Annotated in this window: 14 protein-coding genes; 8 read left to right on the top strand and 6 right to left on the bottom strand. The window is 67.3% G+C overall.

The window, feature by feature from the left end; genetic code table 11:
• The first annotated feature begins 216 nt into the window (after positions 1-216).
• The 5 genes from L1081_RS29755 (at position 217) to L1081_RS29735 (ending at position 7375) form a co-directional block, all read left to right on the top strand.
• Positions 217-2064, top strand: a complete 1848-nt coding sequence (locus L1081_RS29755; protein WP_489417079.1) for an ATP-binding protein — start codon at positions 217-219, stop codon at positions 2062-2064.
• Between the two features lie 186 nt (positions 2065-2250).
• Positions 2251-2964 carry a response regulator gene (locus tag L1081_RS29750; RefSeq protein WP_489417078.1) on the top strand — a complete coding sequence of 238 codons (714 nt, stop codon included), beginning with the start codon at positions 2251-2253 and terminating at the stop codon, positions 2962-2964.
• 54 nt (positions 2965-3018) lie between these two features.
• Entirely contained in the window at positions 3019-4842 is a 1824-nt protein-coding gene (locus L1081_RS29745; RefSeq protein WP_489417077.1) for an ATP-binding protein, read from the top strand.
• Between the two features lie 288 nt (positions 4843-5130).
• Positions 5131-6300, top strand: a complete 1170-nt coding sequence (locus tag L1081_RS29740) for a cadherin-like domain-containing protein (protein WP_489417076.1) — start codon at positions 5131-5133, stop codon at positions 6298-6300.
• 193 nt (positions 6301-6493) lie between these two features.
• Entirely contained in the window at positions 6494-7375 is an 882-nt protein-coding gene (locus tag L1081_RS29735) for a CsgG/HfaB family protein (RefSeq protein WP_489418008.1), read from the top strand.
• A 17-nt stretch (positions 7376-7392) separates the two neighbouring features.
• On the opposite strand, the gene L1081_RS29730 is transcribed toward L1081_RS29735, so the two are convergent.
• Positions 7393-8475, bottom strand: coding sequence for a hypothetical protein (locus tag L1081_RS29730; protein ID WP_489417075.1), 1083 nt, complete (start codon positions 8473-8475; stop codon positions 7393-7395).
• Between the two features lie 199 nt (positions 8476-8674).
• On the opposite strand from L1081_RS29730, the gene L1081_RS29725 reads away from it, so the two are divergent.
• Together L1081_RS29725 and L1081_RS29720 are read left to right on the top strand one after the other, a co-directional pair.
• Positions 8675-9709 carry a porin gene (locus L1081_RS29725; RefSeq protein ID WP_489417074.1) on the top strand — a complete coding sequence of 345 codons (1035 nt, stop codon included), beginning with the start codon at positions 8675-8677 and terminating at the stop codon, positions 9707-9709.
• Positions 9710-9748: 39 nt separating this feature from the next.
• A complete protein-coding gene (locus tag L1081_RS29720) occupies positions 9749-10738 on the top strand; it encodes a tripartite tricarboxylate transporter substrate-binding protein (RefSeq protein ID WP_489417073.1) in 990 nt (329 codons plus the stop codon).
• Here L1081_RS29720 and L1081_RS29715 read toward each other — a convergent pair.
• The 4 genes from L1081_RS29715 to L1081_RS29700 form a co-directional block, all read right to left on the bottom strand.
• A complete protein-coding gene (locus L1081_RS29715) occupies positions 10707-11642 on the bottom strand; it encodes a LysR substrate-binding domain-containing protein (protein WP_489417072.1) in 936 nt (311 codons plus the stop codon). The two genes, L1081_RS29720 and L1081_RS29715, sit on opposite strands and share 32 nt — an antisense overlap.
• 48 nt (positions 11643-11690) lie before the next feature.
• Positions 11691-12578: an amidohydrolase family protein gene (locus L1081_RS29710; protein ID WP_489417071.1), complete on the bottom strand. Its 888-nt coding sequence runs from the start codon at positions 12576-12578 to the stop codon at positions 11691-11693.
• Between the two features lie 108 nt (positions 12579-12686).
• Positions 12687-14579 carry a phage integrase family protein gene (locus L1081_RS29705; RefSeq protein WP_489417070.1) on the bottom strand — a complete coding sequence of 631 codons (1893 nt, stop codon included), beginning with the start codon at positions 14577-14579 and terminating at the stop codon, positions 12687-12689.
• Positions 14576-14854, bottom strand: a complete 279-nt coding sequence (locus L1081_RS29700; RefSeq protein WP_489417069.1) for a hypothetical protein — start codon at positions 14852-14854, stop codon at positions 14576-14578. The genes L1081_RS29705 and L1081_RS29700 overlap by 4 nt, the downstream gene beginning before the upstream one ends.
• Before the next feature lie 389 nt (positions 14855-15243).
• Between L1081_RS29700 and L1081_RS29695 the strand changes: the two genes are divergently transcribed.
• Positions 15244-15582 carry a hypothetical protein gene (locus L1081_RS29695; protein ID WP_489417068.1) on the top strand — a complete coding sequence of 113 codons (339 nt, stop codon included), beginning with the start codon at positions 15244-15246 and terminating at the stop codon, positions 15580-15582.
• Between the two features lie 194 nt (positions 15583-15776).
• Here L1081_RS29695 and L1081_RS29690 read toward each other — a convergent pair whose 3' ends face one another.
• The gene (locus L1081_RS29690; RefSeq protein WP_489417067.1) at positions 15777-16856 is read right to left on the bottom strand and encodes a ParB/RepB/Spo0J family partition protein; all 1080 of its coding nucleotides are present in this window, start codon (positions 16854-16856) and stop codon (positions 15777-15779) included.
• Positions 16857-17075: the final 219 nt, after the last annotated feature.

Below are 17075 nucleotides of genomic sequence, written 5' to 3'. Positions count from 1 at the left end.
ATGGACCCCGGCGTGGCACTCCCCCTTCGATAGTGCGCATCGGTTCGCCTGGGCATGAGAAATAATGCCCACCGAAGCGGCCTGGCGGGCCAGTCATCGGCGGCTCCGGGAATTGTGACCACAAGGCCGTGGTGAAGTGATGCTCCAGCGCCGGGTTGTCAGTGCCGCGTGAGAACCGCACGGCAATTGCATATCAAGGTCAAGAAAGCGATCGCTATGAACGACGACAGCGCACCGAAGGATCCGAGCACCGATCCCGTGCTGCAGGTGCGCGTGTTGCGCGAGCGTGTGGCGTCTGTCTACGCGAGCCACACCGTGGCTATCTCCGCGCACTTTGTCTGGTCCATTGCCATCGTCCTGTTCGGCTATCCGAGAGTCGAGCCGGCCCTTCAGGTGTGGGTGCTGCCGTGGCTTGCCCTGCTGACCGTCGTGGATGCCTACGCGCTGCTCGCGCCGCGCTGGACGCCCGACGTACCTTTGGCCGACACCCCTCGCTGGGCGCGCAGGTACACCGTTCTCGTGACGCTCGTGAGCGTGACGAATGTTCCGGCAATCTTTCTTGTCATGGTGGTGAACGACCCGGTGGTGACCTCGGTCGCGACGGTGGTGATCATGGGAAGCTGGACTCGCGTGGCGCAGGCCCGCTGGCCCATCCGAGCGGCCATGCTTGGCTACGGCCTTCCCACGATGTCCGGCCTGATCATTGCCCTTGCATGGCGCGGCGGTGACCTGCACTGGCTCCTCGCGGCGTTTTGCACCGTGAATCTCGTGCTCACTCTGCGCACCGGGGTTCAGCAAAACAAGCGTTTGACCGAATCCCTGATCCTGCAGTTCGAGAACGAATTCCTTGCCAACCGCCTGAAGGAGCAGATCGAGGCCACTCGGCGCGCCAACGAAGAGAAGACCCGTTTTCTTGCCGCTGCCAGCCACGACCTGCGCCAGCCCATGCATGCCATCGCGCTGTTCGGCGCCGTGACGGAACAGGCGTTGAGCGGCCAACCGGAGAAAAAGAATGCCGAGCACCTGTTGCGGTCCGTCGACGCCCTGGGCTCGACGCTCGACGCCATGCTCGATGTTTCGCGCCTGGATGCGGGGGCGATGAGCGTCGAGGCCAAGGCCTTCGAACTCGACGTGATCTTGCTGGCACTGGATCGCACGTTCTCCCCTCAGGCTGAACAAAAGGGGCTGGCGCTGCGTGTGCGCACGAGCGGTTTGTGGGTGCGTAGCGACGCGCACCTTCTGCATCGCATGCTCTCCAACTTGATTGACAACGCCTTGAAGTACACCCGCCGAGGCGGCGTGATCGTGAGGGCGCGAGCCCTTGGCGATACGGTGCGGGTGGAAGTGCGCGATACCGGTATCGGCATTGCGCCCGACCAGCTCGGGCAGATCTTCGAGGAGTTCTATCAGATCAACAATTCAGGCCGCGACCGCGCACGCGGCCTGGGTCTTGGCTTGTCGATCGTCAAGCGCCTGTCGCACCTGCTGCGCCATCCGGTGCTGGTGGACTCCCGCCCGAACCGGGGAACGCGACTTCGGGTGATGGTGCAGAAGGCAGAGGCCGTCGTGACGCCGCCGGCCGATCTCTTGCTCAAGGACCTGTTGCCGTCCGTGCGCCGGCCGGCCGTCGCTCCCCATCTGCCGGAGCGCATCCTGCTGATCGAGGACGAGGCAGAAATCCGTGCGGCCATGATCGAACTGCTGCACGGCCACTCGATCGATGTGGTGGCGGTGGCCAGCGAGACCGAGGCCTGGGAAGTATTGTCTCGTCCCGAGGCCGTGTCGCGCCCCTTCTCGATGCTCCTGTGCGACTTTCGACTGGCCGACGGTGAGGATGGACTGGAGGTCGGGTTATGTCTTCGCGAGCGCCTGGGCCCGGCCGTGCCCTTGTTGCTGATCACCGGCGAAACCGCGCCCGAGCGACTGCGGCGCGCACGGGTTGCAGGAGTGCCCATGCTGTTCAAGCCGGTGAGCGCCGCGGCGCTGCTGAAAGCCATCGCCGAACTGACCGCGTGCCGGACCTCGCGAAGGTACGGGACGCACGCATGCGAGAACAGTGCATAAGGTCATTGCGTGCCACCTGGAGGGAATGAGCTGTTCACTGGCAGTGAGCAGGCAATAGCAAGAAAGTGCTACACAACAGGAAGGAGCCTGAAGTCGTGCCGTTTTATTCGCGTTTGCACGGGGGAGGGAGCGGGCAATGACCTTATGCACTTCCCGAGGGGCCCGCGTGCTGCATAGCATCTGGAAATGACCAGGACCGAATGGACTTCATCCTTGCCTTTCGAGGCAGCACAGCAAGCCATCTCCAAGCCGCGCGCCATCCTGGTCGTGGACGATCACGATCTTGTGAGGATGGGTGTGTGCGCCCTGCTGCAGGCCAACATTTCGGCGACATCCTTCGACGTCCTCGAAGCCGGCGATCTTGCCGAAGCGCTGGCCATCTATGAGGGCAGCCAGGACGCGATCGAACTGGTGCTGCTGGACCTGTCCCTGCCGGACACCAAGGGATTGAGCGGCCTCATGGAGTTTCGAGCGCGCTATCCCGGCGCGCGTGTCGTCGTGCTCTCGGAAGCGGGGAGCACGACGCTTGCGCAGGACACGCTCGCCCAGGGAGCCATGACCCTGGGCGCCCTCGCGTTCTTGCCGAAGTCCGCGACACTGAGGGAGGTCGTGAGCTTCATCCGGGCTTGCGGCCTGCTGGGCGGCGATGCTTCGGTGAACAGCCGTCTCTTTCACGTGCCATCGCCGGGCGATGCTGTACCGCCCTTGTCCAGCAAGGCCAAGCACAAGATGACAAGGCGGCAGCTGCAGGTGCTCAACTGGCTGCTGGAGGGAAAGACCAATCACGAAATTGCCGTACTGGCCGAACTCAGCGAAGGCACGGTCAAGAACTATGTCGCAGGTATTCTCCTGCAGTTCGGCGTGCGTTCGCGCTCGCAGCTGATCAGCAGCTTGCGCTGAGTCCCGCCGAAACATGCAACAGAAGCCCAAGGCCAGCCCGCGGGAGGAAACGAAATGAACGACCCGACCACGCCGGGGCGGGTGACTGTCGATGCCACGCTCAGGATGCGGGTGCTGCGCGAGCACGTGGCCTCGGTGTACGCGGAGTACACCACGGCCGTCGTCGCGCACATGGGCTTTGCGATCTGCATCGGATGCTTCGGCTATTTCAGTATCGCCCCGGCCTATCGGCTGCTGGTTGTCGCACTGATCGCGATGATCGTCCTGGTGGACCTGTACGCCCTGCTCACGTCGCGCTGGACACCGCAGGTGCCGGTCTCCGAGAGCCCCTTTTGGGCACGGAAATACGCCCGGATCGGCACCCTGATCAGCATGATGACCGCGCCTTGCAGCCTCTTTCTCGTCGTCATCCAGAACCCGATGCTGACCACATTCGTGACGGTGGTGATCATGGGCAGTTGGACCCGTGCGGTACAAGCCCGCTGGCCCCTCAAGGCCGCGATGTTCGGCTACGGCATTCCCATGATGAGTGGGCTGATCATCTCGCTGGCCTGGTATGGCGGCGCGCTCAACTGGTTCCTGGCCGGCTTCGCCTTCGTCAACCTGGTGCTGACGCTGAGTGAGGGCGTCAAGCAGAACAAGCGGCTCACGGCTTCGTTGATCCTGCAGTTCGAGAACGAAGCACTCGCTGCCCGGTTGCGCGAGCAGATCGCCGCCACCGAGCGTGCCAGCGCCGAAAAGACCCGGTTCCTGGCCGCGGCCAGCCATGACCTGCGCCAGCCTATGCATGCCATCGCCCTGTTCGGTGCCGCGCTGGGAAATGCGTTGCGCAGACGCCCCGAGGCCAGGCACGTCGAGCGCCTGATGCGTGCGGTCGATGCCCTCGGGACTTCGTTGGACGCCATGCTCGACATCTCCCGCCTCGACGCAGGCGTCGTGCAGCCTGTGCCACACGCGCTGGAACTCGACGCGCTGTTCCTTCTTCTCAACAACACGTTCGCGATGCAGGCTGAGCGCAAGAAGCTCCAGTTGCGCGTGCGGGCCAGCGGCTTGTGGGTGCGCAGCGATCCACAACTGCTGTACCGAATGCTCTCGAACCTCGTCGAAAACGCCTTGAAGTACACCCCGCAGGGCGGGGTTACCGTGATCGCGCGCACTCGCGGCGAACGCGTGTGGATCGAAATCCGCGATACCGGCATCGGCATCGCCCCGGAACAGGCGGATCGGATATTCGAAGAGTTCTACCAGGTGAACAACCCCGGACGCGACCGTTCCCGCGGCCTGGGCATCGGCCTGTCGATCGTGCGGCGCCTGGGCCGCTTGCTCGATCATCCGATCGAACTGCGATCCCGCCCCGGACGCGGCACGCGCTTTCGCCTGACGATGCCGCTGGCCGAACCAATGCAAGCATTGCAGGACGGCCTTCCCTTGCAGGAACTCGAATCGCCCGTGCGTCACTACTTCCGGGTGCCGGAACTGGAGGGACGCGTCCTGCTGATCGACGACGAGGAAGACATCCGCGAGGCGATGACCGAACTCATGCGTGCCTATGGATTCGACGTCGTGGCGGTGGCTGGGGAGGCCGAAGCGGTGGAAGTGCTCATGCAGTCCGACGCGGATGCGCACCCCGTGGCATTGCTGATGTGCGACTACCGCCTGGCGGAAGGCGCCGAGGGACTTCAGGTCGGACAGCGGCTGCGCGAGCGCTTCCGGCTCGATGCGCCAATGCTGTTGATCACCGGCGAGACGGCGCCCGACCGATTGCAGCGTGTGCGCGCGTGTGGTGTGCCCGTGCTGTTCAAACCGGTCAGCGCGGGAATGCTCATGCAGGCCATCGGCGAGCTCGTGGATCTCGACGTTCGTCCGGATGCTCTCTGAGCTTCAGGCGATCAGGCTCATCGGGCAATGTCCTGCACCTCCATAGGTCGAGAGCACCTCTGGAGTGTGGGGCCGTATGCGAATGCCCCCAGGATCCGCCAGATGCTGCAAACCACCAAGATCAGTGTTTTTGATGTCAAGCGAGATCCTGCGGGCCGCTGCGATCCGGGCAACCGGCGTTGCATCGGCGCAAGAAGTGACTTTGGACACTGTGGCGCCGTCTTCGCTTCCCCTAAATTGACACGGGGCCGGATCTCGGCCCTTTGACAATTCAACAGGGAGAATCGTATGAAGAAGAATCCATGGGCAATGGGTGCGGTGGCTGCGGCCGTCGCGGCGGCAATGGTGGCATGCGGCGGGGGCGGCTCGGGCGGTGGCGGCTTTGCAGGCGGGCTCCCTGCCGGCGCGGGTACTCCCGGCGCAGGCGCAGGCAACCCCGCGGGCGGCACAGGCAGCAGCCCCACCGGTACCGCCCCAGTGGCAACCAACGACAGTGCCAGCGGCCAGGCGGGTGCCAGCATCACCATCAACGTGCTCGACAACGACCAGGATGCCGACGGCAACCTCGACCGCAACTCGGTGCGCTTCGTGCAGCCACCAGCCGGCGCCACCTTGTCCGGCGACGGACGCAGCCTGCAGGTGCCCAACGAGGGAAGCTGGCAGGTTGGCAGCGAGGGAACCGTGGTGTTCGCTCCCGCGAGCGGCTTCACCGGCAGCCCGACCGTGGTCAGCTACACCGTGTCCGATGCCACCGAACTCACATCTGCGGCCGCTACGATCACGGTCACCGTCACGGTGGCATCGGCCACCAGTTCGGCGCCCTGCTTCAACGAAGGGTTCCTCCGGACCGGAACAACCATGGACTTCGAATTGACCGTCAGCGGGGATGGCGCTACGCCGCCTCGGCGCATCGTGAGCACCGTCACGGGGCCCAAGGAGTTCAATGGCGCGGCGACCATGGAAACGAAGGTAGATTTCTATGGAGACGACGGCAGCCAAGCAGGAACCAACATGGGATACAGCGCCATTCAGGACAGCTTCCTGCTGAACTACGGCATGACCAGCAGCAATGTCCGTCAGATAAGCGTCCCGCCGAATCGGCAACCGATCGCCATGGAGCCCGGACAGACCTTCGATTTCACGTACACGACGAGGAACGAATACGCCGACCGCGTCGAGGAAGGTACCACGACGACGTCCTACACCTACGTGGGTCGCGAGACCCTCCAGAGTGCTGTGGGAACCTTCGCGGTCTGCAAGTTCACCACCCATCAGGTGAACACTCCCATCACCTCCTCGCCCACGACACAGACCTTCGACAAGATCAGCTGGGTCGCCGCGGAGGGCCCGTATCGTGGGTTTGAACTGCGCACGGAGGTTGTGGCCCAGTACCCGAATGCACCCACGATCCGCCAGGTGGTGCAGCCCACCAAGATCAGCGTATTCGACATCAAGTGAGGTCCCGCGGGCTGCTGCGGGCCGGACAACCCGCATCGGCGCAAGAAGTGACTTTAGACACTGTGGGCAATCTTGCCTTCCCACTAAATTTGCGCAGGGCCGCATTCCGGCCCTTTCGCAACCAACGGGGGAGGATCGCATGAAGAAGTCCACAGGCAAGCCACGCCAGCAGCGCGCGCTTTCGAAATCGGCCATGGCCGCGGCAGCAGCGGCAACGCTACTGGCGCTTGCCGGCTGCCAGAACATGCCCGCGCTCGACATGCAGATGGGCAGCCAGTCGGCCAAGACAGTCGCAACGGGCAGCGCCGCGGGCTCGGCCACCTCCGGTGAGAGCAGCGCCCTCGAGCGCTGCGATTCGCCGCTGGGCACCGTCTCGCTGATCGAGAACGTCGATGCCGGCTGGTACACCGTGCTCACCGGCGAATACAAGCTGCCGCCCACGGCCAACCTGCTGCGCCTGCTGGTGCAGCAGTCGAACTGCTTCGTGGTGGTGGAGCGCGGCGCCTCGGGCATGAACGCGATGACGCGCGAGCGCGCGCTCATGCAGTCGGGTGAAATGCGCGGCGGCAGCAACTTCGGCCGCGGCCAGATGGTGGCTTCCGACTACGGCTTGTCGCCCGAGATCGTGTTCAGCAACAACGACGCGGGCGGGCTCGGCGGCACCATTGGCGGGCTGGTCGGCGGCGGCCGCGGCCGCGCCATCGCGAGCCTGGGCGCCAGCCTCCAGACCAAGGAAGCCGCGGCCCTGCTGACGCTCATCGACAACCGTTCGGGCGTGCAGGTCGCAGCGTCGGAAGGCAGCGCCTCCAAGACCGACTTCGCGGGCTTCGGCGAGCTGAGCGGCTTGCGCGGCGGCGGCAATGTCGGCGGCTACACCCGCACGCCGCAGGGCAAGCTGATCGCAGCGGCCTTCATGGACGCTTTCAACCAGATGGTGCGTTCGCTGCGCAGCTACAAGGCGCAGACGGTGCGCGGCCAGGGCCTGGGCGGCGGCGGCCGTCTGGGCGTGGATGGTGGCGCGGCGCCTTCGCAGACCTCGGCGCAGCCGGCGTCATCAGGCCGCAGGAGAAAGTAGCCCGGCCCGCCGCGACCTCAGCGCGCCTTGCCGGCCTGCTCGGCACCGCTGTCGGCCAGCATGTCCGCGCTGCTCAGGCGCTGCGATGCGCGCAATATCTCGGGCGCGCCGGCCGTGCGGATCACGCGGCTGCTGCTCGTCAGCACGCGCTTCTTGGCCTGCTGTGCGCCTTCGGTCAGGCTGTAGTCGATGCGGTAGTCCCATGCCGCGATCGGCACCTTGCGGTTGCCAAGGCGCTCGATGCGCACTTCCGCCGCGCTGCGTTCGCCGGGCCTGAGTTCGGTGGCCTGCGAAAAGCCCCGCCCGACACCGATGACCGCCCCGGCATCGTCGTACAGCGTGACCAGCACTTCGACGATGGTCAGCGCCATGGCGTCGTGGCGCGCGTTGGCGAGGCGGCCGAACAGCCACACCTCGTCCGCCTGCTGCACCAGGCGCACGCGCGTGAACTGCAGCGGCGGACCCTCGGTCGTCCAGAACGGCGTCGACAGCGCGTCGGCCCGCAGCTCGTAGCGCGTGACGGCCTGGTCGCTCGGCAGCTTGATCAGCACAGGCGCCGTCTCGCCGGGCATCAGCGTGCCGATCGGCAGCGATTCGCTGTGCTCGCCGATGCGGCTGTCGCGGTCGTAGAAGATCGCATTGACTTTCGGCCGCTCGATCGCGGTGCCGCTCTCGTTGCGCGCCGTCACCAGCAGCCAGGGCTGCGCCGGACTGCCGCTGCCCGCCAGCACCTGGCGCGCCTCGAGCCGCAGGCCCTCGCTCGGGATCGTGCGCGGCGCCATCGAGGCGCGCTCCGGCTGGTTGCGGTCCACGACATAGGCCATGACGCCGAAAACACCGGCGACCAGCACCACGACCGCCGCAACCGCCAGGCCCACCAACCGGACCGCGCTCTGGCCGCGCGCTGACTGTTCGACCGCCAGCCTTCGTCCGGCTTCGTCCTTGACCTGCTCGAGCACGCGCTCCAGCCGGTCGGAGACGTTGTCCTCGACGATCGACACCGAGCCGCAATGCGCGCAGGCGTACTGGTTGAGCCCCGAGCGCTGGAGCATGCCGCTGCCGCATTCACCGCACTTGAGCGTTTGCAGGTTGATGGTCAAAGAGATGTCCTCGGTGGCAATGGCGATGCGGTCCCGCGCGCATCTTAGCGAGGAAGGCGCGTGCGCCAGCTATGCCGCCGCGACATATCTAAAAGTGCCCGGGCCGGATAGCGAGCCGCCGCCCGAGTGGCGATAGTCCATCACGCCGGCGCCGACCCAGGACAGCCCCCGGCGCTTCAAAAAAGATGGAGACAAACGAATGGATATGCGCGCTCGCGCCTGCCTTGCGGCGGGCCTCACGACAGCTTCGCTCGGAATCTGCCCGGCCTTTGCACAGGACGCGTCCACAGAAGGCGCAAGCATCTACGGCGTGCTCGACCAATACGTGGGCTCGCTGCGCCGCAGCGACCAGCCCGGCCGCACCAAGGTCTTGAACAGCGGCGGCATGACGACCTCCTTCTGGGGCATGCGGGGCACCGAGGACCTGGGCGGCGGCCTGCGGGCGTTCTTCGCGCTGGAGAGTTTCATCCAGGCCGACAGCGGCACCTTCGGAAGGACTTCGGCCGATCCCTACTTCTCGCGCAATTCCTATGTCGGCCTCGGCGGCGCCTACGGCCAACTGAGCCTGGGCCGGCAGACCAACGCGCTCTATGCGGCCACGGGCAACTTCAATCCCTTCCTCGCCTCTGCCAACCTGAGCCCGGTCATGCTGCAGGTCTGGAACACGGGCTACAACCGCGCGGTGCTGGGCGACAGCGTCTGGGACAACACCATCCAGTACGCCTCGCCCGAGATGGCGGGGTTCCGGGTGTCCGCGGCGTACGGATTGGGCGAAGTGGCGGACCGGCCCGGCCGGCACAACCTGAACCTGACCGTCCACTACGCGAACGGCCCGTTCGCCGCGGTGATCTCCGCCCAGCAGGTGAAGGTGGGCCCGGGCCTTGCCGCGCCCATTGCGAGCCAGAAGGCGCAGATGGCCGGGCTCTCGTACGACTTCGGCATGGTGAAGGTCTACGGCCAGTACTTTCATACCGACACGCCCGACATCCGCACCCGTACCCGCACCACCCAGCTCGGCGCTGCGGCGCCCGTGGGCGCGGGCCGCGTGATGGCGTCGGTCGCCCGCACGCAGCGCGACACGCCGCTGGCCGACGCGCGCCGCACCACGGCGGCGCTCGGCTACGACCACTTCCTTTCGAAGCGCACCGATCTCTACGCGGTCTATCTCTCGGACCACCTCACGGGATATGCGCGGCGGGCCAGCCTCGCGCTCGGCGTGCGGCACCGCTTCTGAGGTGCCGTGCATGCTTGCCCCACACCGGAGTCGAAGCTCATGAAAAACATCCTGCTCAAAACCACCCGGCGTTCGGCGCTCGCGCTGGCCGCACTCTCGTTGCTCTGCACAGGCGCGAACGCGCAGCAGCCGCCGTCGTCCACCAAGCCGATCCGCCTCGTCGTGCCCTTCGGCCCCGGCGGCGTGGCCGACCTCACGGCGCGCACCGTCGCGCAGAAGATGTCGCAGTCCATGGGCCAGAGCATCATCGTGGACAACAAGCCGGGCGCCGGCGGCGTGGTCGCTTCCGATGCGGTGGCCAAGGCGGCGCCGGACGGGCTCACCATGCTGCTGATGTCCAACGGCAATGCCGTGAGCGCGGGGCTGTTCAAGCGCCTGCCGTTCGACACCGTCCGCGACTTTGCGCCGGTGTCGACGCTCGGCTATTTCGACATGGCCGTGGTGACGGCCGCCGACGCCAGGTTCAAGACGATGCAGGAGCTGCTGGCCCACGCGAAGGCGCATCCCGGCACTGTCAACATCGGCACGATCAACGTGGGCAGCACGCAGCACCTGGCGGCCGAACTCTTCAAGCGCAGCACCGGCATCGACGCGCAGGTGATTCCGTTCAACGGCTCGCCCGCGCTGATCACGGCGCTGCGCGGCGGGCAGGTCGACGCCGGTGTCGAGATCCTCGCACCGATCCTCGGGCAGCTCAGCGGCAAGTCGCTGCGCGCCATCGCGGTCATGGGCGCGAAGCGCTCGTTCGCACTTCCGGACACGCCGACGGTCGCGGAGAGCGGCGCGCCCGGTTTCAAGGTCTCGTCGTGGAACGCTCTTGCCGTGCCTGCGAAGACGCCGCCCGCGGTCATCGCGAGGCTCAACAAGGAAGCCAACGCGGCGCTGGCCGCACCGGAGGTCAAGGAGCGGCTGCGCCAGCTCGGCGTGGAGGCGCAGGGAAGCACGCCGCAGCAGCAGGCGGACCTCTTGAGGGACGAGATTCAGCGCTGGTCGGAAGTCATCCGCCTGGCCGGCATTCCGAAGCAGTGAGCGCCGGTGGCGGCGAAGCGTTCATCGTCTGATCGACCACCTCGCGCACCAGCTTCAGAACGGCCTGCTGGGTCAGCGTGGCCGGCCGCTGCGAACTGACGGCCAATGCCAGCCGGCTGCGCAGCGGAGGATCCACGATCCGCCGAGTGCCGAAAGCCTCCGGTCGAGGTGCGGTGAGCACCGCGTTCGAGGACAGCACCGCCGAGCCCACACCATCGATGACAAGATCGAGGATCGCGGCCACGCCGTCGATCTCCATCGCGATGGCCGGGCGGCATCCGATGTTGGCCATTTCCGCCTCGACCAGCATGCGGATGGAATTGGGCTGGGTCGGAATGACGAGCGGCTGCGACGCCACCTCGCGCAGCGAGACCTCCCCGCCGGGCTGCGTGGCCGGTCCGACCAGGTACAGGTCTTCTTCGAGGATGACCACGCTGTCGATGTCGGCCGAGGGCGCGGGGTTGTAGAGCAGCGCGAGGTCGATGCGGCCCGCGGTCACCGATTCCAGCAGCGCGCTCGAAAGCGCCTCGGTGATGGCAAGGCGCGCATCGGGCAGCTGCTGGCGGAAGGCGCGGGTCAGCGGCACGGCAATGCGCTTGGCGATGCTCGGCGGCAAACCCACCGCGACGCGGCCGGCCAGCGCGCCGCGCATGCGGCCGAGGTCTTCCTTGGCGCGCTCGATCTGGTGCAGGATGCCCCTGGCATGCGCCAGCAGGAGCGTGCCCGCGTCGGTCAGCGTGACGCCGCGGCCGTTGCGCGTCAGCAGGTTCTGCCGCAGCTCCACTTCGAGCTGGCGCACCTGCCGGCTGAGCGCGGGCTGGGCCACGTCGATCACGATCGACGCGCGCGTGAAGCTCCCCAGCTCGGCCACGCGAACGAAGTACTCCAGCTGCTTGAGGTCCATGAAGTGGAGTCTAGGCCCGCCATCCCCTGCGGCAAGCGCTTGCCGCTCTCAGATCCAGTACAGCCGCATCGGGTTGTCCACGAGCAGTTGCTGCTGCAGCTGCGCGGTGCGCGCGATGCGAGGAATCATGTCGACCAGCGTGCCGTCGTCGGGCATGTGCGTCTTGAGGTTGGGATGCGGCCAATCGGTGCCCCACAGCACGCGGTCCGGGAAGGTCTCGACCAGGCGCTGCGCGAACGGCACGACATCATCGTAGGCCGGCGGCCCGGAGACCGACATGCGCTCGGGGCAACTCACCTTCGACCACACGTTCGGATGCTCGCGCATCAGCCGCACGAAGCGCTCGAACTGCGGCCCGTCGACCGGCTGGGCGACATCAGGCCGGCCCATGTGATCGACCACCACGGTCGTCGGCAGGCGGGTGAAGAAATCCCAGAGCTCGGGCAGGTCCTGCGCCTCGAAGTACACGACCACGTGCCAGCCGAGCGGCGCGATGCGCTCGGCGATGCGCATCAGCACCTCGCGCGGCGTGAAGTCCGCCAGGCGCTTGAGGAAGTTGAAGCGCACGCCGCGAACGCCGGCCTCGTGCAGCCGGTGCAGTTCGGCATCGCTCACGTCCGGTGCGACCGAGGCCACGCCGCGCGCGCGCCCGTTCGAGTGTGCGATGGCATCGAGCAGCGCACGGTTGTCGCTGCCGTGGCAGGTGGCCTGCACGATCACGTTGCGCTCGAAACCCAGCAGGGCGCGCAGGGCGAAGAGCTCTTCTTTCGAAGCGTCGCAGGGCGTGTACCTGCGCTCGGGCGCGTAGGGAAACACGGCCGCGGGGCCGAAGACGTGGCAGTGGGCGTCCACCGCGCCCGGCGGAGGCGTGAAGCGCGGCTTCGACGGACTCGGGTGAAAGCACAGCCAGTCCTTGTCCATGGTGCTAGCTGGCATGGTGTGCCTCCGTGGCGGCGGGGACCGAAAGGCGGGGAACCGGTGTTTGCATGGCTCGCATCTTGCGCAGATTGCGGCCCGCGAGCGAGCGCCCAGGCGCGCTAGCAGCTAGCGCATTTCGGTATGGCTCTGCGCCTGCGCGGCGGCCAGGTACATGGCCGTGGTTCCCACCGAGGCGTGTCCGAGGTTGTTCTGCACGACCTGGATCGGCACGGGCACCTGCCCTTCCCTCCCCCGCAGCGCATGGGATCCGTGCGAGTGTCGCAGCCAGTGAGTGCTCGCTTTCTTGAGCTGCTGCGCTTCGGCACCGCGCAGGCCGGCGGCGGCCTGGCCGACAAAGGCCTTGATCGCCTGATACAGGCCCGAGGCCGACCATGCGGCCGGACGCCGGAGTTCGGCGTCGAATCGCGCCAGCACGTGGATGCCGCGATTGCTCATGGCGCCGACCTGCCGCTCGAAGCCGTGGCGGGCGAGCTCGTCCTCCAGCTCGACCACCAGCGCCGGCGGCACCGGCACCCGGCGGCAGCGCCCGCCCTTGCCCGCCACCGCCAGCTGCCAGCCGGTGGCCGACGCGCCGTCGGCAGTGCGGTACTCGATCTGCTCGAGGTCCTCGCACTTGGCGCTGGTGATCTCGGCCAGCCGCAGGCCGGTCGCATAGAGCCAGCGCATGCCGCGCCGCAGCCGGCGCCTGGCTTCGGTATCGGCATGCGCCTGAAGCAGCGCATCGACATGGTCCCACTGCGCGAAGCTCAGCGCGCGGCTGGAATCCAGTGGCTGCTGCAGGCTCGCGGGCGGCGCCAGGGTGGCAAAGGGGTTGCCCACGAGGTAGCTCTGGTTCACCAGGAAGGCATGCAGGCTGCGCAGGATCGCGATGGCCTGGCGCAGCGCCGAGGGTGCCAGCGGCCCTTCCATCGGCCGCCACAGCGGCGACCAGCGCTGGTGATGGCGCGCGCCGCACCAGTGGGCGGGCGGATCGAGCAGGAAGTCGCGGTAGTCGATCGCATCCTCGACGGTGAGCGACGACAGCGCCTTCCCGCGCTCCAGCACGGCCCAGAGCAGCAGGCGCTCGGCCTCCTTGCGGTAGGCGCGCTGGGTGGCCGACAGGTCGGCAGTGGCGTCGCCCGCGCGCTTGGCGCTGAGCCAGGCCCCCACGGCCTCGTGGTCGTTGGTTGCCATCAGGAGGCACCGCCCGCGCGGCGCGCGGTTGGTGCCTGCGCTGCCGTCGAGCTCGGCGGGGAGCACGAACTTCTCATAAGGCACGAGCGCGGTGCCGCCCGGCACCACGGCCGCAAGCGCCAGCGGGCCGAGTTGCGCCCGGGGCGTCATCGCGTGGGCGCCGATGCGCAGCCCCAGCACCTGTTCGTTGGCGCGCAGCCAGTCGAGGATGCGCGCCGCCTTCAGCTCGCCCACGCCCGGCACATGCACCCACCAGCGCGAGCCGATGCCGTTGATGTGCTCGACCAGCGCATGGAGCGTGCGCAGGCCGGCGCGTTCCAGGCGGCTTGCCACCGAGGGATTGAGCCATGCCGACACGCTGTCCAGCGGTCGCGGGTCCTGGGCGACCAGGTTCTCGAGCCAGCGCAGTGCTTCGAGCTGGCGCTCCACCACGCGCGCGCGCCGCGAGGGCCGGGCGCCCTGCCCGGCCTTGCCCGCGGCCGGGTAGGCGGCCTCGTAGGCCTCGACCTGTTCGGACTCGGAGAAATCCTCCAGGCCGTTCGCCACGGCGAACTCGGCCAGGCTCGGCAGCGCCGGCGCCGCGGAAAAGCGGTCGGCATCGAGCAGGATCAGGCGAGCGGTGCCGGGCTTGTGCTCGCGCCGCGCCGCCGCCGCGAATTCGTCGCGGATCCAGGCGATGGTGCGGCGCACGGTCCGCAGGTCGGTGTGTTCGCCTTCCAGCCGCAGGTAGCGGTCCCAGCTGGCCCGTTCGTCGAGCCCCTGGGCCAGCGCCCGCATGAACGCGAAGTGTCCGCGGTGCAGCTTGCGCGGAATCAGGGCCTTCATGAGGCCGATGTCGGGTTCCGCTCGCCGTCCGTCGACTGCCAGAACTTCCACCACGGGCGCGGCGCCGGTCCGGGATCCTCCGGCAACTGCTGCAGCTGGCTCACGCGCGTGCGCCGGCGCTGCTCGACCTCGAGCGCATGCGCGATGCCGAAGGCCTCGCGGTCGCCGCGGCCCGCAAGGGCCCGCCAGTTCGACGCCAGGCGCGCGAGCTCGTCGTCATCGATGTGGGACAGTTGGGAGGGTGTGGGAACGGCAGGCATGTCTGTCGCACTCATGCGGCGCTGCATCTCGCCGGTATGGCGGGATGCAACACGGCCTGGGCGGATGCCGGCCGGCCGTCTGGTACGGTGGTCGTTGTCATGAATTGGCTGATGATAACTGAAGTAATCATCAATACACATTTTGTGTTGCAACCAAGCATCTCCGCGAGCACCTTCGCCTAAGTTGTTGATTTGATTGGATTTTATCCGGGTTGCTCAGGGTCTGTGGTCGCCACCGGAAGCCGTGGGAACCATGCAACAGCCGCTGATCCCCGGGATCCGCCCCCTCCAGGCCCCCCTGTTCTGCAGGCCCGTGGCTTCTCCCCGTCGGCCCCTGGGGCGCCGGCCGCGTTGCCTCTCGTAAGATGCCCGACCATGGGAATAAATCACATTCGACGTCTTTCATGAATCCGCTTCTGCGCCCCCTGGCCCTGGTTGCCCTGCTCGCCGCCAGTGTCATTGCACCCGCCGCCGCGGACCCGTACAAGGACGAGAGCGGCCACGGCCGCGGCAAAGGACGGCACGGCGGCCGCGAGCACAAGGAAGAGTTCTGGGACGGCCGGTGCAAGGTCGAGCGCAAGTGGGAGAAGAACGGCGAGTACAAGGAAAAGCGCAAGTGCAAGGACCACGCGTCGCGCGCCCCCGTGTACGAAGCGCCGGTCTATGCAGGCCCGCCGCCGGGCGTTGTCGTCCAGCCCCCTGTGATCGTCATCCAGCCTCCGGCCATTGTGGTCCGCCCCTAGGCGCCGCAAGCCCGAATGGGCCGGGTCCCACGAGGCGGGCCGCTTTTGCGCTTCTGGTTCCCCTGCCCGCCCCATGGTGACGCCATGACGCCGGCCCGGATGCCGTTGCGGCTGCCTCATCCCTGGGAGTAGCGGCACGAGCAAATCCCAACGGTTCTCACATTGGCCCTGCCCTCCTCCCCCGGGCAGGCGAATTACAGCGTGCGGGCCTTGCGCAGGGCTTCGGCGATGCCGGCTTCGAGCGCGTCCTGGCTGGCCTCGGTTGCAGCGTCCGGAACGATCGTGATCGTGATCTCTCCGCTCTTGGCGCGCACCAGCGTGCCTATCTTCTGCCCCGCCGACAGGATATCGAGCTTTTCCGAGCGTTCGAAACCGGGCTTGGCATCGAGCAGCCGGGCGACGACCATGGCCGGCGCGAGGCTGTGGCCCCGCAGCCTTTCCACGCGCTTCAGGACGCCGCGGCGGTCCTTTTCCATGGCGGCATTGATCTGCTCGGCATGGCGGAAACTGATCTCCAGGGGGCTGCGGAAGCACTCCACCACGGCCGTCGGCAGCTGCGCCACCATGAGCGCCTTACGCACCCAGGTATGGCTCACGCCGAGCGCTTCGGCCAGCTGGCGCTGCGTCGGGAACAGCTGTTCTTCCAGCGCGCGCTGGTACATCAGGCCCTGCTCGTAGTTGGACAGATCCGCGCGCTCGCGATTCTCCCGATCCATGGCGGCGAAGAGCGCCGCGTCGCCGAGCTCGTCGACCCAGATGGACGCGAGCACCGGAATGCCGAGCTCCAGCGCAGCCCGATGCCGGCGGTGGCCGAAGACGATCTCGAACTGGCCGGGCTCATCCTTGAGTGGCCGCACCAGGATCGGCTGGACGTTGCCGCCGGCATGCTCGATGTCCGCCTTCAGGCCCGCGAAGGCACTGCTCGTGAACGAAGCGTCGTGGCGGTTCGCCCAGCGGCTCGGATGGATGGTCTTGGGATCCATCTTCCGCGTCGGCAGCGAGCCTTCGTACTGGCTGAGCTTTTCGCGCAGCGCCGCCATCTCGCCTTCGACCTGCTGGATCTGGCCGCGGAAAGCCATCATCTGGCCAGGACCGGTGCGCGGCGCGAGCGAGCCGCCGACGGCCGGTGGAAACCTGGTTTCCACGGTGTTCGATGCCGACGGGGGCACCGTGGGAGCAGCCGCCGGGGCCGGCGCATCGACCGGATCCTTTGCCGCCTCGGGAAGCATCAGGCCGGCGGTCAACGCCTCCAGCCGCTTGCGGGTGCTAGCCATGATGGACACTCCTTGGCGCGGCTTGCGCTGCGCTCGATGCCGTGAAGCCCGTGAAACGGGGCCGTCTGCAGGTGGGGCCCGCGGCCTTCGGCAGGTACCGCGGCGTTGCCGCGCCGCATCGGGTCAGCGGAAGCCGCGGCAGTGGAAACCTGGTTTCCACGGTTTGCGTCATGCCAGACTCATACAGGGCGAGCCGCCCGGTGGAAACCAGGTTTCCAC

It is taken from the genome of Variovorax sp. MSC1_012 (genome assembly GCF_023667525.1).
Taxonomy (GTDB): Bacteria; Pseudomonadota; Gammaproteobacteria; order Burkholderiales; family Burkholderiaceae_C; genus Variovorax; species Variovorax beijingensis_B.
This window is presented reverse-complemented; position numbering and strand designations above follow the sequence as displayed.

Bases quoted from the DNA above. Each gene is read 5' to 3' on its own strand.
- L1081_RS29735 (WP_489418008.1), top strand. From the start codon at position 6,494: ATGGCCGCGGCAGCAGCGGCAACGCTACTGGCGCTTGCCGGCTGCCAG.
- L1081_RS29710 (WP_489417071.1), bottom strand. From the start codon at position 12,578: ATGCCAGCTAGCACCATGGACAAGGACTGGCTGTGCTTTCACCCGAGT.
- L1081_RS29715 (WP_489417072.1), bottom strand. From the start codon at position 11,642: ATGGACCTCAAGCAGCTGGAGTACTTCGTTCGCGTGGCCGAGCTGGGG.
- L1081_RS29700 (WP_489417069.1), bottom strand. From the start codon at position 14,854: ATGAGTGCGACAGACATGCCTGCCGTTCCCACACCCTCCCAACTGTCC.
- L1081_RS29740 (WP_489417076.1), top strand. From the start codon at position 5,131: ATGAAGAAGAATCCATGGGCAATGGGTGCGGTGGCTGCGGCCGTCGCG.
- L1081_RS29720 (WP_489417073.1), top strand. From the start codon at position 9,749: ATGAAAAACATCCTGCTCAAAACCACCCGGCGTTCGGCGCTCGCGCTG.
- L1081_RS29705 (WP_489417070.1), bottom strand. From the start codon at position 14,579: ATGAAGGCCCTGATTCCGCGCAAGCTGCACCGCGGACACTTCGCGTTC.
- L1081_RS29745 (WP_489417077.1), top strand. From the start codon at position 3,019: ATGAACGACCCGACCACGCCGGGGCGGGTGACTGTCGATGCCACGCTC.
- L1081_RS29750 (WP_489417078.1), top strand. From the start codon at position 2,251: ATGACCAGGACCGAATGGACTTCATCCTTGCCTTTCGAGGCAGCACAG.
- L1081_RS29695 (WP_489417068.1), top strand. From the start codon at position 15,244: ATGAATCCGCTTCTGCGCCCCCTGGCCCTGGTTGCCCTGCTCGCCGCC.
- L1081_RS29755 (WP_489417079.1), top strand. From the start codon at position 217: ATGAACGACGACAGCGCACCGAAGGATCCGAGCACCGATCCCGTGCTG.
- L1081_RS29690 (WP_489417067.1), bottom strand. From the start codon at position 16,856: ATGGCTAGCACCCGCAAGCGGCTGGAGGCGTTGACCGCCGGCCTGATG.
- L1081_RS29725 (WP_489417074.1), top strand. From the start codon at position 8,675: ATGGATATGCGCGCTCGCGCCTGCCTTGCGGCGGGCCTCACGACAGCT.